General features: G+C 65.8%; 22 protein-coding genes. 4 read left to right on the top strand and 18 right to left on the bottom strand.

All coding sequences use genetic code 11. The features are described 5' to 3' along the window. Positions 1 to 4: 4 nt before the first annotated feature. Genes F3J45_RS17615 through ccmA form a run of 10 tightly spaced genes read right to left on the bottom strand, consistent with a single transcriptional unit; the run spans position 5 to position 7,334 of the window. Positions 5 to 412 (bottom strand): hypothetical protein, encoded by a 408-nt coding sequence (locus F3J45_RS17615; RefSeq protein WP_167065337.1) that lies wholly within the window; start codon positions 410 to 412, stop codon positions 5 to 7. A 12-nt stretch (positions 413 to 424) separates the two neighbouring features. Continuing rightward, positions 425 to 1,615 (bottom strand): c-type cytochrome biogenesis protein CcmI, encoded by a 1,191-nt coding sequence (gene ccmI / locus F3J45_RS17610; protein WP_167065334.1) that lies wholly within the window; start codon positions 1,613 to 1,615, stop codon positions 425 to 427. After that, complete coding sequence (locus F3J45_RS17605) at positions 1,608 to 2,084, bottom strand: cytochrome c-type biogenesis protein (RefSeq protein WP_167065331.1); 477 nt, start codon at positions 2,082 to 2,084, stop codon at positions 1,608 to 1,610. The genes ccmI and F3J45_RS17605 overlap by 8 nt, the downstream gene beginning before the upstream one ends. Next, positions 2,081 to 2,617 carry a DsbE family thiol:disulfide interchange protein gene (locus F3J45_RS17600; protein ID WP_167065328.1) on the bottom strand — a complete coding sequence of 179 codons (537 nt, stop codon included), beginning with the start codon at positions 2,615 to 2,617 and terminating at the stop codon, positions 2,081 to 2,083. Before F3J45_RS17600 ends, F3J45_RS17605 begins: the two co-directional genes overlap by 4 nt. Then, on the bottom strand, positions 2,614 to 4,602 hold the full coding sequence (locus F3J45_RS17595) for a heme lyase CcmF/NrfE family subunit (protein ID WP_167065325.1): 1,989 nt from the start codon (positions 4,600 to 4,602) through the stop codon (positions 2,614 to 2,616). Before F3J45_RS17595 ends, F3J45_RS17600 begins: the two co-directional genes overlap by 4 nt. Then, positions 4,599 to 5,054: a cytochrome c maturation protein CcmE gene (gene ccmE, locus F3J45_RS17590; RefSeq protein WP_167065322.1), complete on the bottom strand. Its 456-nt coding sequence runs from the start codon at positions 5,052 to 5,054 to the stop codon at positions 4,599 to 4,601. The genes F3J45_RS17595 and ccmE overlap by 4 nt, the downstream gene beginning before the upstream one ends. Continuing rightward, entirely contained in the window at positions 5,051 to 5,227 is a 177-nt protein-coding gene (gene ccmD / locus F3J45_RS17585) for a heme exporter protein CcmD (protein ID WP_084858204.1), read from the bottom strand. Before ccmD ends, ccmE begins: the two co-directional genes overlap by 4 nt. Further along, complete coding sequence (locus tag F3J45_RS17580) at positions 5,224 to 5,991, bottom strand: heme ABC transporter permease (RefSeq protein ID WP_167065319.1); 768 nt, start codon at positions 5,989 to 5,991, stop codon at positions 5,224 to 5,226. The genes ccmD and F3J45_RS17580 overlap by 4 nt, the downstream gene beginning before the upstream one ends. A gap of 45 nt (positions 5,992 to 6,036) precedes the next feature. Then, on the bottom strand, positions 6,037 to 6,705 hold the full coding sequence (gene ccmB, locus F3J45_RS17575) for a heme exporter protein CcmB (protein WP_167065317.1): 669 nt from the start codon (positions 6,703 to 6,705) through the stop codon (positions 6,037 to 6,039). After that, the gene (ccmA, locus tag F3J45_RS17570; protein ID WP_167065314.1) at positions 6,702 to 7,334 is read right to left on the bottom strand and encodes a cytochrome c biogenesis heme-transporting ATPase CcmA; all 633 of its coding nucleotides are present in this window, start codon (positions 7,332 to 7,334) and stop codon (positions 6,702 to 6,704) included. Before ccmA ends, ccmB begins: the two co-directional genes overlap by 4 nt. Positions 7,335 to 7,580: 246 nt before the next feature. Between ccmA and F3J45_RS17565 the strand changes: the two genes are divergently transcribed. From F3J45_RS17565 to F3J45_RS17550, 4 genes are all read left to right on the top strand, one after another. Beyond that, entirely contained in the window at positions 7,581 to 9,137 is a 1,557-nt protein-coding gene (locus F3J45_RS17565; protein WP_167065311.1) for a flagellar hook-length control protein FliK, read from the top strand. Next, entirely contained in the window at positions 9,134 to 9,469 is a 336-nt protein-coding gene (locus F3J45_RS17560) for an EscU/YscU/HrcU family type III secretion system export apparatus switch protein (RefSeq protein ID WP_167065308.1), read from the top strand. The genes F3J45_RS17565 and F3J45_RS17560 overlap by 4 nt, the downstream gene beginning before the upstream one ends. A 64-nt stretch (positions 9,470 to 9,533) precedes the next feature. Beyond that, positions 9,534 to 12,263, top strand: coding sequence for a dermonecrotic toxin domain-containing protein (locus tag F3J45_RS17555; protein WP_167065305.1), 2,730 nt, complete (start codon positions 9,534 to 9,536; stop codon positions 12,261 to 12,263). An 83-nt stretch (positions 12,264 to 12,346) separates the two neighbouring features. Beyond that, on the top strand, positions 12,347 to 15,100 hold the full coding sequence (locus tag F3J45_RS17550; protein ID WP_167065302.1) for a dermonecrotic toxin domain-containing protein: 2,754 nt from the start codon (positions 12,347 to 12,349) through the stop codon (positions 15,098 to 15,100). A gap of 1,428 nt (positions 15,101 to 16,528) precedes the next feature. Here F3J45_RS17550 and F3J45_RS17545 read toward each other — a convergent pair. The 8 genes from F3J45_RS17545 to F3J45_RS17510 all read right to left on the bottom strand — a co-directional run. Continuing rightward, on the bottom strand, positions 16,529 to 16,924 hold the full coding sequence (locus F3J45_RS17545; protein ID WP_167065299.1) for a DUF2802 domain-containing protein: 396 nt from the start codon (positions 16,922 to 16,924) through the stop codon (positions 16,529 to 16,531). A gap of 1 nt (position 16,925) precedes the next feature. Further along, entirely contained in the window at positions 16,926 to 17,405 is a 480-nt protein-coding gene (locus tag F3J45_RS17540) for a chemotaxis protein CheW (RefSeq protein WP_016393802.1), read from the bottom strand. Positions 17,406 to 17,449: 44 nt separating this feature from the next. Then, positions 17,450 to 18,322 (bottom strand): CheW domain-containing protein, encoded by an 873-nt coding sequence (locus F3J45_RS17535; RefSeq protein WP_167065297.1) that lies wholly within the window; start codon positions 18,320 to 18,322, stop codon positions 17,450 to 17,452. After that, the gene (locus tag F3J45_RS17530) at positions 18,319 to 19,110 is read right to left on the bottom strand and encodes a ParA family protein (RefSeq protein ID WP_167065294.1); all 792 of its coding nucleotides are present in this window, start codon (positions 19,108 to 19,110) and stop codon (positions 18,319 to 18,321) included. Before F3J45_RS17530 ends, F3J45_RS17535 begins: the two co-directional genes overlap by 4 nt. A gap of 154 nt (positions 19,111 to 19,264) precedes the next feature. Beyond that, positions 19,265 to 20,113 carry a flagellar motor protein MotD gene (gene motD / locus F3J45_RS17525; RefSeq protein ID WP_167065291.1) on the bottom strand — a complete coding sequence of 283 codons (849 nt, stop codon included), beginning with the start codon at positions 20,111 to 20,113 and terminating at the stop codon, positions 19,265 to 19,267. 3 nt (positions 20,114 to 20,116) lie between these two features. Next, on the bottom strand, positions 20,117 to 20,857 hold the full coding sequence (locus tag F3J45_RS17520; RefSeq protein WP_167065288.1) for a flagellar motor protein: 741 nt from the start codon (positions 20,855 to 20,857) through the stop codon (positions 20,117 to 20,119). Further along, complete coding sequence (locus F3J45_RS17515; protein ID WP_167065285.1) at positions 20,857 to 21,990, bottom strand: chemotaxis response regulator protein-glutamate methylesterase; 1,134 nt, start codon at positions 21,988 to 21,990, stop codon at positions 20,857 to 20,859. Before F3J45_RS17515 ends, F3J45_RS17520 begins: the two co-directional genes overlap by 1 nt. Before the next feature lie 47 nt (positions 21,991 to 22,037). Next, on the bottom strand, positions 22,038 to 23,237 hold a 1,200-nt coding region (locus F3J45_RS17510), incomplete at its 5' end, for a chemotaxis protein CheA (RefSeq protein ID WP_167065282.1).

The raw sequence follows: 23,237 nt of genomic DNA, 5'->3' as shown, positions 1-23,237 counted from the left end.
CGGTCTACTGCGCAAACGCCCGGCCCAAGCCACCCGGCACGCCGCTACTGTCGGTGTCCTGCCACGGGCCATCCGGGCTCAGCGACCAGCTCCAGCCGTTGTCATACCGGTAATAGGTACGCTGGCGATAGAAAGTATTGGGCTTTTTCTCCAGCACATACACCCCAAGCTTCGGGTCCCAATGGCTAGCCCCACCCGGTGGCGGCGCAAAGCTTGCCGAGGTGCGCGGCATCGGCTTTGGAATCGCCGCTGGCTTGCTCGGCTGCCCACCTGGCAACGGCTTCACCACCGGCCCCTGCTGCGGCGGCAGGCGCTCGATCGGCGGCGAGGGCTGCTCATACGGCCGCTGTACCGTACACGCGGACAAACCCAGTGCCAGGGTAATCAGGGTCAGGCGAACGGTGCTGTGCATGGTGGGGCTCTCTTACAAGTCGGGGCTGTCGATGGTCAGGTGCTGGGTCGCCTGGGTGCTGCTGGCCAGCGGCGCGCCCTTGCCAACCCACTCGCCACGGGTCGGTTGGCCGGCGCGCGAGACACGTGCAACCAGTTGGACTTCGGCAAAATCCGACAGTTTCATCTGCGGCATCATCGCGTCGGCATCGGAAAGCTCGACCTCCAGCGGCAACTGCGCCACCGTGACCCGCTTGGCCGCCAGCGGCATCGGCGGGCCGTTGCTGGCACGGGCGAAGATGAACACAGTATCTTGCGGGCTGACCTTGTCCTTCAGCGCCGCCGCCAGTTCCACCCGCACCTTCAGGCGCGTCGCAGAGGCCGGTGCCGGCTGCGCCGCACTGCTGCCCAGGCGTTCGCCGGCGCGGTCGATGCCGCCCTGCAGCGCAGCCCGCGAGGCATCGCCTTCAGGCAGTTGCGCCAGCAGGCGCTTCCAGTAGTCGATCGCCTCCTGATAGCGCTCGCCCTCGAACGCGGCAATGCCCCGCAGGCCAAGGCTGGTGACCTCGTTCGGGTCGGCCTTCAGCGCCTCGTCAGTCAGCGCCTGCACCTGTGCACTCCACTGCTTGTTCGCCGCAAAGTACAACGCCTGGGCCCATTGCCCGAGCAATTCGGGTTGGCGACCGGCCAGGGCCACGGCGCGCTCATAGGTGCGCGCAGCATCCGCCGGGCGCTGTTCGGCCATGTAGGCGCGGCCAAGGAAATACAGGCCTTCGGCTGAGTCCGGCTGGGCCTCGACGGCACGTTCCAGGCGCGTGGTCATTTCCTCCAGGCTCTTTGGCGCCGCAGCGAACTCCTGGGTCAGCTCGACCTTGCCTGCCGCGCCAAAATGCAGGTACAGCCCCAGTGCCACCAACGGCACCAGCAGTGCGGCCAGCAACGGCACGGCCTTGCCCAGGCGGGCCTGGCGCGCAGATTCTGCACCCTCGGTGTCGGCCAGCAGCTCGCGGGCGGCTTCGTCCCGGCCCTTGGCCATCTGCCCATCGTCGAGCACCCCGGCTGCCTGCTGGGCAGCCAGTTCCGCGATACGCTCCTGGTACAACGCCACGTTCAGGGCGGTGCGGTCTTCTTCCTGCTGCTGGCGACGGCCACGCAGGATCGGGATCAGCAAGAAGCTGAGGGCGGCGAGCAGCAGCAGGCCCGCGCTAAGCCAGAATTCAATCATGGGTCTGTTCTTTTTCCAGCAATTGGGCGAGACGCTCGCGTTCTTCGTCAGACAATGCCTGGCCCCCTTGCGCCGCCGCCCCGCGGCGGCGGCGCACGATCACCGCCAACACCACGAAGCCACCCGCCAGCAGGATGCCCGGGCCGAACCACAGCAGCCAGGTGCGGCCACTGAGTGCCGGTTTGTAGCGCACGAAGTCGCCATAGCGGTCGACCATGAAGTCGATAACCTGCTGGTTGCTCTTGCCTTCGCCAAGCATGCGGAAGATTTCCCGGCGCAGGTCGGCAGCAATCGGCGCGTTGGAGTCGGCGATGTCCTGGTTCTGGCACTTGGGGCAGCGCAGTTCCTTGGTCAGTTGCTGGTAACGCTCGCGCTCGGCGTCGTCACGAAACTGGTAGGTGTCGATGGCCGCCCTGGCCACCCCCATCACCCCCATCACCAGCACGGCGGCAGCCAGCCAGCGCCTCATGGCTTGGCCTCGTCGACCAGGCCCTGGTACAGCGGCGCCAGCTGCTCGCGCCATACGCTGGCATCGATGATGCCCACGTGCTTGTAACGGATGATGCCCTTGGCGTCGATCAGGAAGGTTTCCGGCGCACCGTACACGCCCAGGTCCAGGCCCAGGCTGCCTTGTTCGTCGCGGATGTCCAGCTGGTACGGGTTGTGGAACTCGGCCAGCCATTTGCGCGCGGCGGCGTTGTCGTCCTTGTAGTTGATGCCGTGAATCACCACGCCTTGCTCGGCCAGTTGGTTCAGATACGGGTGCTCGACCTTGCACGACGGGCACCAGGTGGCCCACACGTTGACCAGCGCCGGGCGCCCTTGCAGGTCGGCCTGGGTCAGGTTGCGCTCACCCTGGGTCGAAGCCAGGGCGAACGCCGGGAACGGCTTGCCGATCATTGCCGAGGGCAATTCCTCGGGCTTGAGGAACAACCCCTTGTAGAGAAACACCGCCATCAGCAGGAACACCGCCAGTGGCACTACCAAGATCCAACGCTTCATGCAGTTGCTCCAGACACGCCCAGGGCTTCACGCACCCGGGTCTTGACCTTGACGCGGTAGCGCCGGTCGAAGGCCGCCAGCAAGCCGCCCAGGCCGGTCAGCAGACCGCCCAGCCAGATCCAGCGAACGTAAGGCTTGATGTGCACGCGCACCGCCCAGGCGCCGTTTTCCAGCGGCTCGCCGAGGGCAACGTAGAGGTCGCGGGTGAAGCCTGCGTCGATGCCGGCCTCGGTCATCATCGACTGCTGCACGGTGTACAGGCGCTTTTCCGGGTGCAGGGTGGTGACTTCACGGCCCTCGCGGCTGACCACGATGGTGCCCTTGTCGGACACGAAGTTCGGGCCCTCGAAGTGCTTGGCACCCTCGAACAGGAAGTGGTAACCGCCCAGCTCCATGCTCTCACCCGGCGCCATGCGCAGGTCGCGCTCGGCGCTGTTGTTGCTCGACAGCACCACGCCCAGGGCGCACACCACCAGGCCCAGGTGCGCCAGCTGCATGCCCCAGTAGCTGCGGGTAAGGCCGCGCACGCCCTTGGCCAGGCCCTTGTGGCGGGTTTTGTCGACAATATCGCGCAGCCCGCCGAGTACCACCCAGGCAGCCAGGGCAAACACGCTCAAGATAGGCCAGTCGAAATCGTCGACGATCAGCCCGGCCACCGGCGCCAGCACCGCAGCGCCAACCAGCACTGGGGTCATCATGCTTGCCAGCCACTTGCCGGGGGTGTCCTTCCAGCGCACCACCACGCCCACGCCCAGCACCACCATCAGCAGCGCCATCAGCGGCAGGAACAGGGCATCGAAGTACGGTGGGCCAACCGACAGCTTGGCCCCGGTCAGGGCATCGAGCACCAGCGGGTACAACGTGCCCAGCAGAATCATCGAGGCGGCCACCACCAGGATCAGGTTGTTGGCCAGCAGCAGCGTTTCACGCGACCACAGGCCAAAGCCCACCTGGCTCTTGACCACCGGGGCGCGCAGGGCGAACAGGGTCAGCGAGCCGCCGACCACGCACAGCAGGAAGATCAGGATGAACACACCGCGCGCCGGGTCGGCGGCAAAGGCATGCACCGAGGTCAGTACGCCGGAGCGAACCAGGAAGGTGCCGAGCAGGCTCAAGGAGAACGCGGCAATCGCCAGCAGCACGGTCCAGCTTTTGAACACGCCGCGTTTTTCAGTCACCGCCAGCGAGTGAATCAGCGCCGTGCCCACCAACCATGGCATGAACGAGGCGTTTTCCACCGGGTCCCAGAACCACCAGCCGCCCCAGCCCAGCTCGTAGTAGGCCCACCACGAGCCGAGGGTGATGCCCACCCCGAGGAAGGCCCAGGCGACCATGGTCCAGGGCCGCGACCAGCGAGCCCAGGCGGCATCCAGGCGCCCGCCGAGCAATGCCGCAATGGCAAAGGCGAAGGCCACCGAGAAGCCCACGTAGCCCATGTACAGCATGGGCGGGTGGACGATCAGGCCGAAGTCCTGCAGCAATGGGTTGAGGTCACGGCCATCGGCCGGCACTTGCGGCAACAGGCGCTGGAACGGGTTGGAGGTGATGATCAGAAAACTCAGGAAGCCCACGCTGATCATGCCCATTACCGCCAGCACGCGGGCCAGCATCACCTGTGGCAGTTGGCGCGAGAAGATCGACACGGCGAAGGTCCAGCCGCCGAGGATCAGCGCCCACAGCAGCAGCGAGCCTTCGTGGGCGCCCCACACGGCGCTGAACTTGTAGTACCAGGGCAAGGCGCTGTTGGAGTTGCTGGCGACATAGGCCACCGAGAAGTTGTCGGTCATGAAGGCGTGGGTCAGGCAGGCGAAGGCGAACGCCAGGAAGGTGAACTGCCCCCAGGCCGCCGGGCGCGCCAGGCTCATCCACAGGCTGTCGCCACGCCAGGCGCCGAGCAGCGGCAGCGTGGCCTGCACGGCGGCAAAGCAGATCGCCAGAATCATCGCCAACTGGCCGAGTTCGGGAATGACCAGGGCGGCGTTCATGGCTTGGCCTCCGCACCGGCTGCCGCCTGGCCGCTTTCCTTCAGGGCCTTGGTGACTTCCGGCGGCATGTACTTCTCGTCGTGCTTGGCCAGCACCTCGTCGGCCACCACCACGCCGTCGGCGTTGAGCTTGCCCAGGGCGACGATGCCCTGCCCTTCACGGAACAGGTCAGGCAGGATGCCGCGGTAGGTGATCGGCACCGACTTGTTGAAGTCGGTGACCACGAAGCGCACGTCGAGCGAGTCCGAGGAGCGCTGCACCGAGCCCTTTTCCACCATGCCGCCGGCGCGGATGCGCGTGTCCAGCGGGGCCTCGCCGTTGGCGATCTGGGTGGGGGTGTAGAACAGGTTGATGTTCTGCTGCAGGGCGCTCAAGGCAAAGCCGACGGCCACCGCAACCCCGGCCAGCAGGCCGAGGATCAGGAACAGGCGTTTCTTGCGCTGCGGATTCACTGGTTGTTCTCCCGGCGCAAACGGCGCGCCTCTTCTTGCAGGTAACGACGGCGGGCCAGCAACGGGGCGGCGACATTCAGCGCCAGCACCGCCAGGCAGATGCCGTAGGCCGACCAGACGTACAGGCCATGGTGGCCCATGGCGAGGAAGTCGCCGAAGGATGCGAAACTCATGGTGCGGCCCTCCGCCCCAGGCTGTTCAGCACTTCTTCCCTCACCCAGCTGGCGCGGGCTTCGCGCTTTAGCACTTCAAGGCGCATGCGCAGCAGCAGCACCGCGCCGAAAAAGCAGTAGAACCCAAGCGCCGTGCACAGCAGCGGCAACCACATCTGGGCCGGCATCGCCGGTTTCTCGGTGAGGGTGAAGGTGGCGCCCTGGTGCAGGGTGTTCCACCACTCCACCGAATACTTGATGATCGGGATGTTGATCACGCCGACGATGGCCAGCACCGCGCAGGCCTTGGCGGCGCTGTCGCGGTTGCTGATGGCCTGGCCCAGGGCGATGATGCCGAAATACAGGAACAGCAGAATCAGCATCGACGTCAGCCGGGCATCCCACACCCACCAGCTGCCCCAGGTCGGCTTGCCCCAGATCGCCCCGGTGACCAGCGCCACGGCGGTCATCCAGGCGCCGATGGGCGCCGCGCACTGCAGGGCCACGTCGGCCAGTTTCATCTTCCACACCAGCCCCACTACCCCGGCCACCGCCAGCAGCACGTAGCAGGACTGCGCCAGCATGGCCGCCGGCACGTGGATATAGATGATGCGGAAGCTATTGCCCTGCTGGTAATCCTCCGGGGCGAAGGCCAGGCCCCAGACCACGCCGGTGGCCAGTAGCACGATGGCGGAAACGGCCAGCCAGGGCAGCATGCGGCCGCTGATGGCGTAGAACCATTTCGGCGAGCCCAGTTTGTGGAACCACGTCCAGCTTATTTTCATCAGGTACATCCAGGGTGTTGGCCGGGCTTGGAAGCCCAGGACTCGTTATTCGCCGACGCTGATCTTCAGGCCGGCCGCTATCGCAAAAGGTGCCAGGGTTACCGCCAGGGCAGTCAGGCTGGCAAGCCAGAGCAAGTGGCCGGTGGCCGGCATATTCTGCAACGCCGCCTGCAACGCACCACTGCCCAGGATCAATACAGGGATATACAACGGCAGAATCAGCAACGCCAGCAGCAACCCACCGCGTTTCAAACCGACCGTCAGCGCCGCGCCCACCGCCCCCAGCAGGCTCAGTACCGGGGTGCCGAGCAGCAGCGAACCGAGCAGCACCGGCAGGCAATGGCCGGGCAGGCCCAGCATCAAGGCTAGCAAGGGCGCCAACAATACCAGGGCAAGGCCGGAAAAAATCCAGTGCGCCAGCACCTTGGCCAGCACCAGCAGCGCCAGCGGGTGGGGCGAAAGCACCCACTGCTCCAGCGAGCCGTCCTCGAAATCGCTGCGAAACAGGCCATCGAGCGACAGCAATACCGCCAGCAACGCCGCCACCCAGACCAGCCCCGGCGACAAGGTTTGCAACAATTGGCTTTCCGGGCCGACCGCCAGCGGGAACAGCGCCACCACGATGGCGAAGAACACCAGCGGGTTGGCCAGCTCTGCCGGGCGACGGAACAGCAGGCGCGCTTCGCGGCGCAGCAACAGGATGAACACGCTCATGCCGCCCACTGCCCCAGGTTCAGTTCACGGTACCCCGACGGCAGGTGCGCCAGGCTGTGGTGGGTGGTCAGCACCACCGTGCCGCCCTGCTCGCAATGGGCCGCCAGGTGCGCCTCAAGCTGGGCGACGCCTTGTTTGTCGAGGGCGGTGAAAGGCTCGTCGAGAATCCACAGCGGCGGGCTGTCCAGGTACAGCCTGGCCAGCGCCACGCGGCGCTGCTGCCCGGCCGACAAGGTATGGCAGGGTACGTCCTCGAAACCGCGCAGGCCCACCGCCGCCAGGGCCGCCCAGATTGCCTCGCGGCTGGCCGGGCGGTGCAAGGCGCACAGCCAGGCGAGGTTTTCCTCGGCGCTGAGCAGGTCCTTGATGCCGGCGGCATGACCGATCCACAGCAAGATGCTGGCCAGGGCATGGCGCTGCTCGGCCAGCGGCTGGCCGCCCAGCAGGATCTGCCCGGCGGTCGGCTGCATCAGCCCGGCCAACAGGCGCAGCAGGCTGGTTTTGCCGCTGCCGTTGGGGCCGCTGATCTGCAGCATGTCGCCGGGGTGCAGTTCGAAGTCCAGGTGCTCGAACAGCAGGCGCCAGTCGCGCTCGCAGGCCAGGCCTGCCGCTTGGAGGTGGAGGGTCACGGTTTCGCCTTATCTTTGTCGGGTTTGGGATTGGCGGCGCCTGCTTCGCGGGGCAAGCCCGCTCCTACAGGTGGCATTTTTTCTGTAGGAGCGTGCTTGCCCCGCGAAGCAGGCGCCGCCAATCCTCAACCCTGTGTCTCAAGTCGCCCTTCACGCTGCCGTTATACTGGCCAGTGACGAGCGGTCGGCATTATACATGCCTGCCCCGCCAAGCAAGATGACGGGTTCGACAGGTTGTATACAATCATGACTGAAATCAATAGTCTCGGCGCACAAACCGCGCTCAACCCGCAGGCGATCAAGGCGCAACTGACCGGTGAACTGCTGAACCTGACCCAGGCGCAGCCCGGCCTGATCAAGCCCGGCGAAACCGCCCAGGCCGATGTGCTGAGCCTGCGCCAGAGCGGCAGCACCTTCCAACTGGTGCTGCAGGTGCTGCAGGCCAACGGCAGCCAGGCCCAGGTTCAGGTCACGGCCAACCAGCCATTTCCCCAAGGCAGCCAGCTCACGCTCAGCCAGCCGCAGGCCGACCGCCTGGCGGTCACGCTGCAGCAGGCCAGTGCCAGCAATGTCGCCACCCTGACTCAACTGGACACCAGCAAAGTGCCAGTCGGCACCCTGTTGCAGGGCAAGGTGCTGACCAGCCAGGCGCTGGCGCCAAACCCGGGCCAGGCGGCCAGCTTCCGCTCGCTGGTCAACCTGCTCAACAGCGCCCAGGCCGGCGCCACCCTGACCATCGACAGCCCGCGCCCACTGCCGGTCGGCAGCTTGCTCAGCGCCCTGGTACAAGGCGACCAGTCGCTGCGCTTCGTACCCCTGAGTGGCCGCCAGGAGCAGTTGAACATCGCCCAGCAGTTGCTCACCCAGCAAGGCCGCCAAGCGTCCCTGCCCGGCCTGCTCAATGCCCTGCAGCAGCTGGCCAGCAGCCCAGGCGGCAACGGCGAACTGCGCAGTGCGGCCAGCGATCTGCTGGCCAGCCTGCCCGATGCGCGCCAGCTCAGCGATGGCAAGGCGGTGGCCCAGGCGCTGAACAACAGCGGCGCTTTCCTGGAGGCAAAGCTGCTGGGCGGGCTGGGCGCCAGCGTGGTCACCGACCTCAAGGCGCAACTGGTACGGCTGGTGGCGCAGGCCTCGGCAAGCGCGCCGAACAACCCGGCGGTCGCCTCTGCCGCCCTGGCCCAGGCGCTGCCGGCCATGGCCCGCAGTGCCCTGGGCATGCTCGACCGCGTCACCCCGCGCACCCCGCCTGGGGCCTTCCCGCTGCCCTCGCGGCTGCTCCAGGCAATGGAGCACGAAGGCGACCTGCAACAGTTGCTGCGCCTGGCTGCTGCCGCCATTTCGCGCCTGCAGAGCCACGCCCTGAGCAGCCTGCAACAATCCGGCAGCCTGGAAAACGGCAACCAGCAGACCACCTGGCAAACCGAGGTGCCGATCCGCCACGGCCAGGATTTCATCCCCTTGCAGGTGAAGCTGCAGCGCGAGGAAACCCCCGAGCAACACCAGCAACGCCAGCGTGAGGCACAAGACCCGTTGCAGGCGCTATGGCGCATCGACCTGGCCTTCGACCTGGCGCCGCTGGGGCCGCTGCAGGTCGAGGCGCAGCTGCTTGACGGCCGCTTGTCTGGCCAGTTGTGGGCAGAACGCGAACAAACCGCACGGCTGATCGACAGCCAGCTCGGCACCCTGCGCGAGCGCCTGCTGGCCCGCGGCCTGGATGTCGGCGACCTGGAATGCCACCCCGGCCTTCCGCCACAGGGCCCGCGCACGCGGGTGGAACAACGTTGGGTGGATGAAACCGCATGATCGACAAGCAACCGCGCCAGGCCATCGCCCTGAGCTACGATGGCCAGCAGGCCCCTACCCTCACCGCCAAGGGCGACGACGAGCTGGCCGAGGCCATCCTGGCCCTGGCCCGCGAGCACGAAGTGCCGATTTATGAAAACGCCGAGCTGGTGCGCCTGCTGGCACGCCTGGAGCTGGGCGAGCAGATTCCCGAAGCGCTGTACCTGACCATCGCCGAGATCATCGCCTTCGCCTGGCAACTGCGCGGCAAGGTGCCGGTCGGCTTCGCCGACGAACCCGAGGCTGAACGCGACATCACCCCAACCGTGCTGCCGCTGCCAGGCAGCATTTAACTAACACGTCCTGGCCCAGGCAGGGGCATAGGCTGGTCGGCCCAACCGCTCAGGACCGCCTCCGATGACCACCCCTGCCCCCCTGCACCAGCCGCTGCTGCGCAACGCCCTGGTCGACTTCCCACGCCCCGATACCCTGGCCGAAACACTGTTGCGTGACTGGCTTGGCAGCCGGGGAATCACCCTCTCCCCCCTGGAAATCGACGTCGTCACCCTGCACTACCAATACACCCGCCTGGATGAAGACCCCGCGCAGTACCGCTTGAATGCGCAAATCAGGCAGCGGGTAAACCTGGTGGAAGCCTTGCTGGGCAACTGGCAAGGGGAACCTGCCGGCGGCTACAACGGCTTTCACTACGGCGACTGGGCCGGCATCGCGCCGCCCCAGGCGGTGACCGTGGTCGAGCGCCTGGAGCCGCTGTCGGCCTGGTCCAATTCCGCCCCCTACATGGTCTTCAATGGCCTGTACCGGCGTAGCGCAAGCCAGGCCTACGGCCCCGCCACACGCCTGGCCATTCGCGCCGAGGATTTCCAGAGCTACGTGTGGGGGCTGGCGCTGCATGGGCGTCTCAAGCAAGCGCTGAATAACTATTGGGGAAACGGCCTGCAGCGCTACGCACGGGCATTGAAGATCGCCTTCATCAGCGCCTGCAACAAGCAGGTGAGCGAGGGCAGCCTCAGTGAGCCGGCCCGGCGCCTGGCCTGGCAGGCAGCCGGCCTGCTGCCCGGTGCGCCCCAGGTGCAGTGCCGGCTGCTCAACGTGTATGGCTACGTCAGCACTTCGCTGCTGTACATCCAGGGCCCGGACAGCAACGCCGTGCTGCTGTACGTGCCCGGCAACTCATCGCCACTGCACCAATTCGACAATGAGCTGGCACTCAAGCACTGGTTCGCCAGCCAGTGCCAGGACAGCGATCGCCAGCAATGGCTGCAGCAGTATTTCTCCCCCAGCACCTGGCCCGACGGCCTGCAGTACAGCGGCCTGGGCACCGCCCTGCAGGGGCTTGGCCTGTACCCGCGCCCCCACCGCCTGCCCATCGACCACCCAGGTTTCGCCAGCAGCGGCGTGTGGAACCCCGACGACACCGTCAACTATGCCGCTGCGACCCACAGCCCACCGATCACCGGCGACCTGTTCGACTACCTGGCCCAGCAGCAGAAACAACGCAGCTACGACGACATGGACTACCGCGTTGTCACCAACCACCAGGTCGACAAACGCCGCTGGGGAAGCTACCTGAGTATTTCAGTGGGCATGCTGGGCCCGTTCGCCCTGGTACTGCCTGAACTGATCCCGGTGCTGGTGCTCGGCGGCCTGGCCCAGTTCGGGTTGGGGCTGGACCAGGCGATCAATGGCCACACGCTCGACGAACAGGTCGAAGGGCTGGAGAACCAGGCCTTCGGCCTGCTCAACGCCGCGCCGCTGGCAGCCGGCGTCGCCCGTGCCAGCCAACTGTTCAGTTACCTCAGGCCAGGTTTTCTCCGCGCCCCGCGCCTGGCCGAGCTGCTGGGCCCTCTGGCCGGCTCCGCCACACCGGTGGAAACCTTCGAATTGCTGCCAGCGGAGTACGCTTTCCGAGCACCGGCGCCGCAGAACGTGCAAGCAGCCTCGGTGGTAACGCGCGTGGATGAAGCGCTGAACCACTACTTCGAAGGCCGCTTCGAAACGGCAGGCGATACGCGCACCGAGCCTGTGGTGTATGACCTGCAAGGCGACTGTTTCATCAAAGCCAGTGAACACCAACTGCCAGCGCCGCAGCGCTGGGTGTTCGGCAGCGGCGCCTCCCAGGCCCTGGTGCACCTGGCCGACCTGCAGCGTACCGTCAGCGACGCCCAACGCATCGCCACCTTGCAGCAACTGGGCATCCGGCTGGACCTGCCCATCGACTACGCCTTCCTGGACAACCTGGAGCGCACCCCGATACCGCGGATCATCTCCAGCCTGTGGGTAGGCGACCAGCGGATCTCGGGCCTGTTCCTCGATGCCCTGGCGCACAATGCCGCAGCGGTGCAGGGCACCGACTACCAGTACCAGCTGTTCCTGTCGCGGCAGAACCCCAGGGTGTACCAAGCCAACCTCCGGCAACTGCAGGCCCGGGCGCCCCAGTTGAGCGTGCATCCGCTCGAAGACGAGGCGTTCTACCAGGACTTCGCCCGCTCCCCCTATTTTCGCCAGTACCAGGCCGCCCTGGGCGACAGCGGCAGCCACGCCACCAACTTCAGTTCTGCCAGCGATATCCTGCGCTACCGGGTACTCAAGCATTTCGGCGGGCTCTACCTGGATGCCGACGATCGCCTGTTCAGCATCGGCGCCGGGCCAGGGCGGCTGCCGCTGGCCAACCATACCCTGCAAACCACCGCTGACGGCCTGCTGCTGTCACCGCCGGTGTCCAGCGACCAGCTGGGGCTGTACATCAAGTACAACAGCAGCATGATTGGCAGCCACCCGAACAACCCGACGCTGGACGCCATTTCCGACGAGATCCTGCGGCGCTTCCAGCAAGACCCACTGTTCTACACCGGGCGGCCCGACGCCGTGTTCAACCCGGTGGGTTTCAACGCCTACGCCAAGCGCCTGAACCGCCTGACCGGCCCTGGCGTGCTCAATGATGTGATCGACACGCGCCTGCCCTGGCTCAGGCAGCTGCGTGAGCTGTGCAGCCTGCTGGTGTCGCCGGTGCATGACCTGCACAGCGCCATCAACCTGCGCGAATTGACCCGGCTGATGCGCGAGCATGCACCGCTGGACCGCTTCGTGGAGATGGGGCAGGCCCACAGCTGGCAGTACCAATGACGCCAAGGCGCTGCGTTAAGTACCGCAAGCGCCAGTGCCTTTGCGCCAACCATGCAGGCCTCATTCACCATCGGGCCCGCACCATGAGCACACTCAACATCAACGCCACCGGCGTGCAGTACGTTCGCAATCACCTCAAGGGCTTCCCCCGCCCCGACCGGGAGGCGGCCAATGCCATCCGTGCCTGGAGCGCCGAGCGCGGCCAGCCGCTGGACCCGGACCGGGTCGAGGTGGTGACGCTTCATTACCAGCCAGACGGCCCCCAGGGCTACCTGGCCGTCATCACCGAGCGCATGACCCTGACCCAGGCGGTGCTGGCCAACTGGCAGGGCGAAAGCAACCGCAACCTGCTCGGTGCGCTGTTCGCCGGCCCCTGGGCCGGCACGTTCCCCGTGGGCAAGGTGACCCTGGTGGACACCCTGCCCGCGTTCAGCCAATGGCAACCGGGCATCCATCACCAGGTCTACAACGGCCTGTTCCACATCACCCCAGCAGGCAACCTCGATGCCAGTACCCACGTGCTACTCCCAGCCGAGGCCTTCCAGGCTTTCATCTGCAACCTGGACCTGCACGACCGTTACCTGGCGATGCTCGACGACTACTGGGCTGCGTACCTGGGCAGCCATCGCCTGTCGGCCAAGCTCGCCTTCATCACCGCCTGCAACCAACAGGTGCAGCAAGGCAGCCTGAGCGATGCGGCGCGCCAGCTCGCCTGGCAGGCGGCAGGGCTGGGCACCACGGTGCGCGGGTTCACGGCCTGCAGCCTGAACATCTACGGCTACGCCAGCACCGACGCGCTGCTGCTCAGCAGCGGCGAAAGCCCGCTGGTCGTGCTCTACCTGCCTGGCAACAGCGCGCCCCTGCACGAGTTCGCACACCTGGACGCGCTGCGCGACTGGGTAGCCGTGCAATGCCAGGACCCGCTCAAGCGCGCCGCCCTGAAGGGCTATTTCGCCCAGGCCGACGGGCCGGATGGGCTGGACTTCAGCGGCCTGGACGAGGCCCTGATCGGCCTTGGCAGCTACCCGGCCATTCACCACCGTTCGCCCCGGCGCTCCGGGTTCACCACCGATGGCCCGTGGGCACCGCGCCAATACGTGCACTACCGGCCCGCGCACTACAGCGCGCCCATCACCGGCGACCTGTTCCAGGCCCTTGCCCTGCGGCAAAAGGCCCGCAGCTATGCCGACGCCGATTTCCTCATCACCCGCGACAGCGAGGTGACCCAGGCCCGCTGGCGCGGCTACCTGAATTCGGCCATGACCCTGCTGGCACCGCTGGCGATCGTCGTGCCGGAGCTGCTGGTGATCGTTGCCGCCGGTGGCATCGCCCAGTTCGGCCTGGGCCTGGACCAGGCCATCGAAGGCAAGGATGCCCGGCAGCAGGCCGAAGGCGTCGAAACGCTGAGCGCCGGCCTGCTCAATGCCGTGGTGCTGCCCACTGCCGCCGAGCAAGTCGGCCAGCTGTTCCGGGTCAAGAGCGAAGGCTTCATCCTGCCCGGCCGGATCAACGACCAATGGGGCTACCCGCTGAGCCCGGTGGGCGCACCTCGGTTACCGGACCTGGAGGTTGCGCGCTACTTCCACATTCCCGACGACATCGCGCCCCTGCCCGGCGCCGACGAAGCTACCGCCGGCGCGGTGATCCGCACGCCCCGCTACGATGGCCGGCCAGATCGCCTGGAGAGCAGCATCGATACCTACAACGAGGCGGTGGTGTACGACATGCAACAGGATGCGTTCATGATCGCACGGGACGCCAACGAGGTTTCCCCAACCCTGTATGTCGCCCGCGCAGGCTCCCGGGACTTGCGCCCGGTGGCGCGTGACCGCCCCGTCACTCACCCAATGCGCAGCGCCACCCTGCGCGCCCTGGGCGTCGACCTGCAACTGCCGTTCGAACTGGCCCCGGTCACGGCTGCCGATAGCCAAGCGATCCCCAAGACCATCTCGTGCTTGTGGGTTGGCGACAAGGCCATCAGCTCGGCACTGATTCGCAACATGGCAACCAATGCCGCCCGGCTGCAGTCCAGCCAATATGCCTACCGGCTGTTCCTGTCGCGGGCCACCTTGCCGGCCTACGAGCAGAACCTGCGACTGCTGGCCGAACACGCGCCGGGCTTGCAGGTGCTGACGTTGGAAGACCAGCCGTTCTATCAAGCCTTCAGCGCCAGCCGCTACCATGCCCAGTACCAGGCGGCGGTGGATGGCAACGGGGGGGTGGCCAGCAATTTCGCCTCGGCGTGCGACAACCTGCGCTATTTCATGCTCGACCATGATGGCGGGCTGTACATGGATGTCGACGACAGCATCCTGGCGCCTGGCCAGTACCCTCAGGTGGTCAATGGCGTTCCCTTGGGCCGGCCTGGCGAGCCGATCGATGACGTTGCGCTGCTGGCGCCCGCCGACGGCCTGTTGCTACCGCCGCCGGTGTCCAATGAAAAACTGGGGATGAACTGCCTGTTCAACAACAGCCTGATCGGCAGCCATGCCAACAACCCGACCCTCAAGGCCCTGCTCGAAGAGATGCACGCACGGTACCAAGGCAGGCTGGACTTCTACGACAGCAGGCCCAGCTTTGCCAGCGACCCGGCCGGGTTCTATCGCTATGCCAACGAACTGAGCAGGCTGACCGGGCCAAGGCTGCTGACCGACATCGTCGACCAGCGCCTGGGGCATCTGTACCGGCTGCGCCAGGCGTTCAACCTGGGGCTGTTGCCGAAGGTGAACAGCTGGCTGTTCGTCGACCCCGACCTGGTCGAGCAGGCCTGGCGTGCGCTCACGCCCCTGAACCGGTTTGCCAGGGTTGGCGGCAACCTGTCGTGGGCCAGGACCTGAGGCGTGTTTTCAGTCATTGGCGATAAACCTGGTAGGAGCGAGCGCAGCTCGCGATGGGCTGCAAAGCAGCCCCGGCGTCCTGTGCCGCGAAGCTGAAAACCTGGGGCCGCTGCGCGCCCCATCGCGAGCTACGCTCGCTCCTACCAACCGCTCGGTATACCCGGCTAGTCGCTGCGATGCAGCTTGCTCATCAACTCCGCCTCGGCCTGGGCCAACACCTGAGGTGCGTTTTCACCCATTGGCGGTAAACCTGGTAGGAGCGAGCGCAGCTCGCGATGGGCTGCAAAGCAGCCCCGGCGTCCTGTGCCGCGAAGCTGAAAAACCAGGGCCGCTGCGCGCCCCATCGCGAGCTACGCTCGCTCCTACCAACCGCTCGGTATACCCGGCTAGTCGCTGCGATGCAGCTTGCTCATCAACTCCGCCTCGGCCTGGGCCAACACCTGAGGTGCGTTTTCACCCATTGGCGGTAAACCTGGTAGGAGCGAGCGCAGCTCGCGATGGGCTGCAAAGCAGCCCCGGCATCCTGTGCCGCGAAGCTGAAAACCTGGGGCCGCTGCGCGCCCCATCGCGAGCTACGCTCGCTCCTACCAACCGCTCGGTATACCCGGCTAGTCGCTGCGATGCAGCTTGCTCATAAACTCCGCCTCGGCCTGGGCCAACACCTGAGGTGCGTTTTCACCCATTCGCGGTATACCTGGTAGGAGCGAGCGCAGCTCGCGATGGGCTGCAAAGCAGCCCCGGCGTCCTGTGCCACGAAGCTGAAAACCTGGGGCCGCTGCGCGCCCCATCGCGAGCTACGCTCGCTCCTACCAACCGCTCGGTATACCCGGCTAGTCGCTGCGATGCAGCTTGCTCATCAACTCCGCCTCGGCCTGGGCCAACACCTGAGGTGCGTTTTCACCCATTGGCGGTAAACCTGGTAGGAGCGAGCGCAGCTCGCGATGGGCTGCAAAGCAGCCCCGGCGTCCTGTGCCGCGAAGCTGAAAACCTGGGGCCGCTGCGCGCGCCATCGCGAGCTACGCTCGCTCCTACCAACCGCTCGGTATACCCGGCTAGTCGCTGCGACGCAGCTTGCTCATCAACTCCGCCTCGGCCTGGGCCAACACCTGAGGTGCGTTTTCACCCATTGGCGGTAAACCTGGTAGGAGCGAGCGCAGCTCGCGATGGGCTGCAAAGCCGCCCCGGCATCCTGTGCCGCGAAGCTGAAAACCTGGGGCCGCTGCGCGCCCCATCGCGAGCTACGCTCGCTCCTACCAAACGTTTGGTATACCGAGCTATTCGCTGCGATGCAGCTTGCTCATCAACTCCGCCTCGGCCTGGGCCAACACCTGAGGTGCGTTTTCACCCATTGGCGGTATACCTGGTAGGAGCGAGCGCAGCTCGCGATGGGCTGCAAAGCAGCCCCGGCCAAACGCTCGGTATACCTGGTTAGCCGCTGCGGTGCAGCTTGCTCATCAACTCCGCCTCGGCCTGGGTCAGGCCGCAGGTTTCGGTAAGCTCTGCCACGCTGGCGCCCATGCCCACCAGCTTGGCGGCCTGGGTGAAGGTCACGCTGTTGGGGTCGCGCTGCTCCAGCTGCTGGACCTTCTCCGGCAGCGGCGCCAGGGTGGTGCGCAGCTCATGGATGGCCTCACCCATGCGCACGCTGCCGTTCTGGTAGTCGTCCAGGCGCTTGGCCAAATCCTTGATGCGCTGGTCGCGCAAGGCATCGCCCAGCGCCTGCTGCGCGGCCAGCTCACGCTGGCGCTTGCTGTAGTTGAGGAAGAACCACAGGCTGAGGGCCCACAGCAAGGCCAGGAAAATTACCGCCGCCTCGAAGATCAACTCAGATGTTCTCCAGCTCGGACCATTCTTCCTCGGTCATCATCTTGTCCAGCTCAACCAGAATCAGCAGCTCGCCGTTCTTGTTGCACACGCCCTGGATGAACTTGGCCGACTCTTCGTTGCCCACGTTCGGCGCCGTTTCGATTTCCGACTGGCGCAGGTACACCACCTCGGCAACGCTGTCGACCAGGATGCCGACCACTTGCTTGTCGGCCTCGATGATGACGATACGGGTGTTGTCGGTCACATCCGATGGCATCAGGCCAAAGCGCTGACGGGTGTCGATCACCGTCACCACATTGCCGCGCAGGTTGATGATGCCCAGCACATAGCTCGGCGCTCCCGGCACCGGGGCGATCTCGGTGTAGCGCAGCACTTCCTGCACCTGCATGACGTTGATGCCGTAGGACTCGTTGTCCAAACGGAAGGTTACCCACTGCAGGATCGGATCTTCAGAACCTTGCGCAGACGACTTTTTCATTCCCCTAGCCCTCTAAATCCGCTCGTTGGCGGTTGTGTTCGGTGTTATTTCTGTTTCGCGTGCAGCTGCTTGACCGCACCGCTGGCAATCAGCTCGGCCAGTTCGGCAACATCCAGCAGCGCACACATGTGTTCAATGACCGTGCCGGCCAGCCACGGGCGTTGGCCCCGCTGGCTGCGCCACTTGATCTCGGAAGGGTCCAGGCGCAGCGAGCGGCTGACCTGGTGCACCGCCAGCCCCCACTCGTAGCCCTGCACGGAAATCACATAATGCAGGCCCTGGCGGAAGTCGTCGCGGTAGCGGTCGGGCATCACCCAGCGCGCCGTGTCCAGCACCTTGAGGTTGCCGGCCTGGCAGGTCAGGATGCCAAGGAACCAGTCGGGTTGGCCGAACAGCGGTGTCAGTTCCTGGCCTTCCAGGCTGTAGATCGAGCCCAGGCACACCAACGGCACCGCCAGGGTCAGCCCGGCGACGTCGAACAGCAGGCATTCGAACGGCTCGGCCGCCCACTGCGGGCGGCCATCGATGGTGCGCGGTGGGGTGGGCGGCAGCGCAGCGCTGGCGGCGGGCAGGTGCACATCGACCAGCGGCGCAACCGGTTCCACCTCGGTCAGTACCGGGATGCTGGCCTCGGCCACCACCGCCTCCTCGACCACCGTCACCACCGGCTTTTCTACCGGCAGCAGGGTTGGCAGCACCTTGCGCTGGGGCTCGGCAAATGGCCGGGCGACCGCTGCAGGCACCGCCTGGCGCGCATCGCGTGCCTGCTCTTCGCGCACCGCAGCGGCGAATTCGTCGCTGGGTGCCGGCGCGGCCGGTGGCGGCAGGCTTTCTTCGGCTTCGGTGGCTTCCTGCAGCAAACCATCGAGGTAGGACTGCAGGGCCAGTTGCGGCCGGGTGCCGACGGGCTGATTCATGAGACCACCTGCGCGGCGGGCTTGTAGGTGAGCAAGTGCTTGAGCAGCGCCCGGTAGGCGATCACGCCGCGGCTCTTGCCATCGAATTGCGACGGCGTGACACCGTTGCGGCTGGCATCGCGCAGGCGCGTATCCACCGGGATGTAGCCTTGCCACACCTGGTGTTCATAGGTATCGCGCAACGCCTTGAGGGTGCCCAGCGAGGCCTGGGTGCGGCGGTCGAACAGGGTCGGCACGATCTGGTACGGCAACGCCTGGCGGCGCGAGCGGTTGACCATGCCCAAGGTGCCGATCATGCGCTCCAGGCCCTTGACCGCCAGGAACTCGGTTTGCACCGGAATCACCAGTTGCTGGCTGGCAGCCAGGGCGTTGACCATCAGCACACCCAGCAGCGGCGGGCTGTCGATCAAGGCAAAGTCGAAATCCTGCCACAGCTGCGCCAGGCTCTTGGCGATCACCAGGCCCAGGCCGTTCTGCCCCGGTGACTGGCGCTCCAGCACCGCCAGCGCGGTGCTGGAGGGCAGCAGCGAAATACGCTCGTCGCTGGTGGGCAGCAGCAGCTGCCCCGGCAGGCCTTCAGGCACGCTGCCCTTGTGCAGGAACAGGTCGTAGCAGCTGTGTTCCAGAACGTCCGGGTTGTGCCCGAAATAGCTGGTCATCGAGCCATGCGGGTCGAGGTCAACCACGACCACGCGCTTGCCTGCCTCGGCCAGCAGCCCGGCCAGGGCGATGGTGCTGGTGGTCTTGCCGACTCCACCTTTTTGATTGGCTACTGCCCAGACTCTCATAGGACAACTCATGACTCATTGAATGTTAACCCCTCCCTTGTAGGAGCGGGCTTGTCCCGCGAACACGGGCGTGGCCCGTGCCCTCCACCGCATCGCCCCGTTCACGGGGCAAGCCCGCGCCTGCACAGGCGACACGCAGTGACGGAGAATTGACTTATGGGCTGCTTCCCGCTGCCGGTGCACTTTGTGTGCCAGCACGGCGCAAGGCCGCATCCGGCGTGGCATTGGCAGTGCCAGAGCCGGTCAGGCTGCGGCGCACCTCAAGGTTGCGGGAAATCACCAGCACTACGCGCCTGTTGCGCGCACGGCCATCGGCCGTGTCGTTGCTGGCCACCGGCTGGTACTCGCCGTAGCCCACCGAGGCCATGCGCGCCGGGTTCACCCCTTCCATCGCCAGCAAGCGCACGATGCTCGCCGCCCGCGCCGCCGACAGCTCCCAGTTGGTCGGGTACTGGGCGGTACGGATCGGCTGGTTATCGGTGAAGCCTTCGACATGTACCGGGTTGGCGAACGGCTTGAGGATTTCCCCCACCTTGTCGATGATGTTGAACGCCTTGTCACTGGGCATGGCATCGCCACTGCCGAACAGCAACGAGGAATTGAGTTCGATCTCCACCCACAACTCGTTGCCGCGCACGGTCATCTGGTTGGAGTTGATCAGGTCGCCAAAGGCATCGCGCACGTCGTCGCTGATGGTCTTGAGCGGGTCGACATTGGTTTGCGCAAGGCCTGCGTCGGTCTGCTCGCTGTCCTTGATCAACGGCTCGGCCGGCTTGACCGACAGCGGCTGCTCATCACCAATGGGGATCGCCCGCATGCTGCGCTCGGGGTCGTTGAACACCCCCAGCAGCGCCTGCGAAACCACCTTGTACTTGCCCTCGTTGATCGAGGAAATCGAATACATGACCACGAAAAACGCGAACAGCAAGGTGATGAAGTCGGCGTACGACACCAGCCAGCGTTCGTGATTCTCGTGCTCTTCGACATGACGACGGCGGCGCATGGCTTACTCCATGAAGCCTTGCAGCTTCAGTTCGATCGAGCGCGGGTTTTCCCCCTCGGCAATCGACAACAGGCCTTCGAGCAGCATTTCCCGGTAGCGCGACTGGCGCATGACAATGGCCTTGAGCTTGTTGGCGATGGGCAGCAGCACCAGGTTGGCGCTGGCCACGCCGTAGATGGTGGCGACGAAGGCCACGGCAATGCCGTTGCCCAGCTGCGACGGGTCGGCGAGGTTGCCCATCACGTGGATCAGGCCCATCACCGCGCCGATGATACCGATGGTCGGCGCGTAGCCGCCCATGCTCTCGAACACCTTGGCAGCCTGGATATCGCGGCTTTCCTGGGTCAGGAAGTCCACTTCGAGGATGCTGCGGATCGCCTCCGGCTCAGCACCGTCCACCAGCAGCTGCAGGCCCTTGCGCGCATAGGGGTCGGGTTCGGCATCGGCCACCCCTTCCAGCCCCAGCAGGCCTTCCTTGCGCGCCACCAGGCTCCAGTTGACCACCCGGTCGATACCGCCGGCCAGGTCCACCCGCGGCGGGAAGATGATCCAGCGCAGAATCTGCAGCGCACGCTTGAACGCCGACAGCGGCGACTGCAGCAGCGCCGCCGCCAGGGTGCCGCCGAGCACGATCAGGCCAGCCGGGCCATTGAGCAGGGCGCCAACGTGGCCGCCCTCCAGGAAATTGCCGCCGACGATGGCGACGAAGGCCAGAATCAGGCCTATCAGGCTAAGCACGTCCATCAGACACACGCCTCGACCAGGTGTTTGCCGATTTCATCCAGGCTGTACACCGCATCGGCCAGGTTGGCTTTGACGATGGCCATGGGCATGCCGTAGATCACACAGCTGGCCTCATCCTGGGCCCACACGGTACTGCCGCCCTGCTTGAGCAGGCGCGCGCCTTCACGGCCATCGGCGCCCATGCCGGTGAGCACCACCGACAACACCTTGTCGCCATACGACTTGGCCGCCGAGCCGAAGGTGATGTCCACGCACGGCTTGTAGTTCAGGCGCTCGTCGCCGGGCAGGATTTTCACCGTGCCACGGCCGTCGATCATCATCTGCTTGCCACCTGGGGCCAGCAGGGCCAGGCCAGGGCGCAGCACATCGCCGTCCTCGGCTTCCTTGACGTTGATCTTGCACAGTTTGTCGAGGCGTTCGGCGAAGGCATTGGTGAACGCCGCCGGCATGTGCTGAATCAGCACGATCGGCGCCGGGAAGCTGGCCGGCAGCTGGGTCAGCACCCGCTGCAGGGCTACCGGGCCGCCGGTGGAAGTGCCGATGGCCACCAGCTTGTAGGGCTTGCGCTTGGGTGCCGGGGCGTGGGCGGCGGCAGGCGCGGGTGCCCGGGCAGGCACGGCAGTGCGCGCTGGCGCAGCACTGGCCAGGCTGCTGGCCGGGGCATGGCTGGCAGGGGCAGCAGTGGGCGCTGGCGCAGGCACCGGCGCGGGGCTGGCATAGCTGCCGAAGCGGCGGTTGCTGCGGGAAATGGTGTGGACCTTCTCGCACAGCAACTGCTTGACCTTCTCCGGGTTGCGCGAGATGTCTTCGAAGTTCTTCGGCAGGTAGTCCACTGCCCCGGCATCCAGCGCATCGAGGGTCACCCGGGCGCCTTCATGGGTCAGCGAGGAGAACATCAACACCGGCGTCGGGCAGCGCTGCATGATGTGGCGCACTGCGGTGATGCCGTCCATCATGGGCATTTCGTAGTCCATGGTGATGACATCGGGTTTGAGCGCCAGTGCCTGGTCGATCGCTTCCCTGCCGTTGGTTGCGGTGCCCACGACCTGGATCGTCGGATCCGCCGAGAGGATTTCCGAAACGCGGCGGCGGAAGAAACCGGAATCATCCACCACCAGGACCTTGACTGCCATAAACACTCCATTAGGCGGCGCCCCCGGCCAGGGTGCGCCGCCGAAAATCAGATACGCCGCGCCGCGTAGCGCTTGAGCATGCTCGGCACGTCGAGGATCAGCGCGATGCGCCCGTCACCGGTGATGGTGGCGCCAGACATGCCCGGGGTGCCCTGCAGCATCTTGCCCAGCGGCTTGATCACCACCTCTTCCTGGCCCACCAACTGGTCGACCACGAAGCCGATGCGCTGGGTGCCAACCGAAAGAATCACCACATGGCCCTCGTGCTGCTCCTCGTGCACCTGGCCCTGTACCAGCCAGCGCTTGAGGTAGAACAACGGCAGCGCCTTGTCGCGCACGATCACCACTTCCTGGCCGTCCACCACGTTGGTGCGCGACAGGTCGAGGTGGAAGATTTCGTTGACGTTGACCAGCGGGAAGGCGAACGCCTGGTTGCCCAGCATCACCATCAGGGTTGGCATGATCGCCAGGGTCAGCGGCACCTTGATGACGATCTTCGAACCCTGGCCCTTGGCCGAGAAGATGTTGATCGAGCCGTTGAGCTGGGAAATCTTGGTTTTCACCACGTCCATGCCCACGCCACGGCCAGACACGTCGGAAATCTCGGTCTTGGTCGAGAAGCCTGGGGCGAAGATCAGGTTGTAGCAGTCCGACTCGCTCAGGCGCTCGGCAGCGTCCTTGTCCATCAGGCCCTTTTCCACGGCCTTGGCGCGCAGGATGTTCGGGTCCATGCCCTTGCCATCATCGGAAATCGACAGCAGGATGTGGTCGCCTTCCTGCTCGGCCGAGAGCACCACGCGGCCGGTACGCGCCTTGCCAGAGGCTTCGCGCTCATCGGGCATTTCCACGCCGTGGTCGACGGCGTTGCGCACCAAGTGCACCAGCGGGTCGGCCAGGGCCTCGACCAGGTTTTTGTCCAGGTCGGTTTCTTCGCCCACCAGCTCCAGGTTGATTTCTTTCTTCAACTGGCGCGCCAGGTCGCGGACCAGGCGTGGGAAGCGACCAAAGACTTTCTTGATCGGCTGCATGCGGGTTTTCATCACCGCGGTCTGCAGGTCGGCGGTCACCACGTCGAGGTTGGACACGGCCTTGGACATGGCCTCGTCGCCGCTGTTCAGGCCCAGGCGCACCAGGCGGTTACGCACCAGCACCAGCTCGCCGACCATGTTCATGATCTCGTCCAGGCGGGCGGTGTCGACCCGCACCGTGGTTTCCGCTTCGCTGGCGTGCTTTTCCGCGGCCGGCGA

This window comes from Pantoea sp. Ap-967 (assembly GCF_011752565.1).
Classification (GTDB): domain Bacteria; phylum Pseudomonadota; class Gammaproteobacteria; order Pseudomonadales; family Pseudomonadaceae; genus Aquipseudomonas.
Note: the sequence above shows the minus strand (reverse complement) of the source record. Positions and strands in the feature narration are given on the sequence as shown.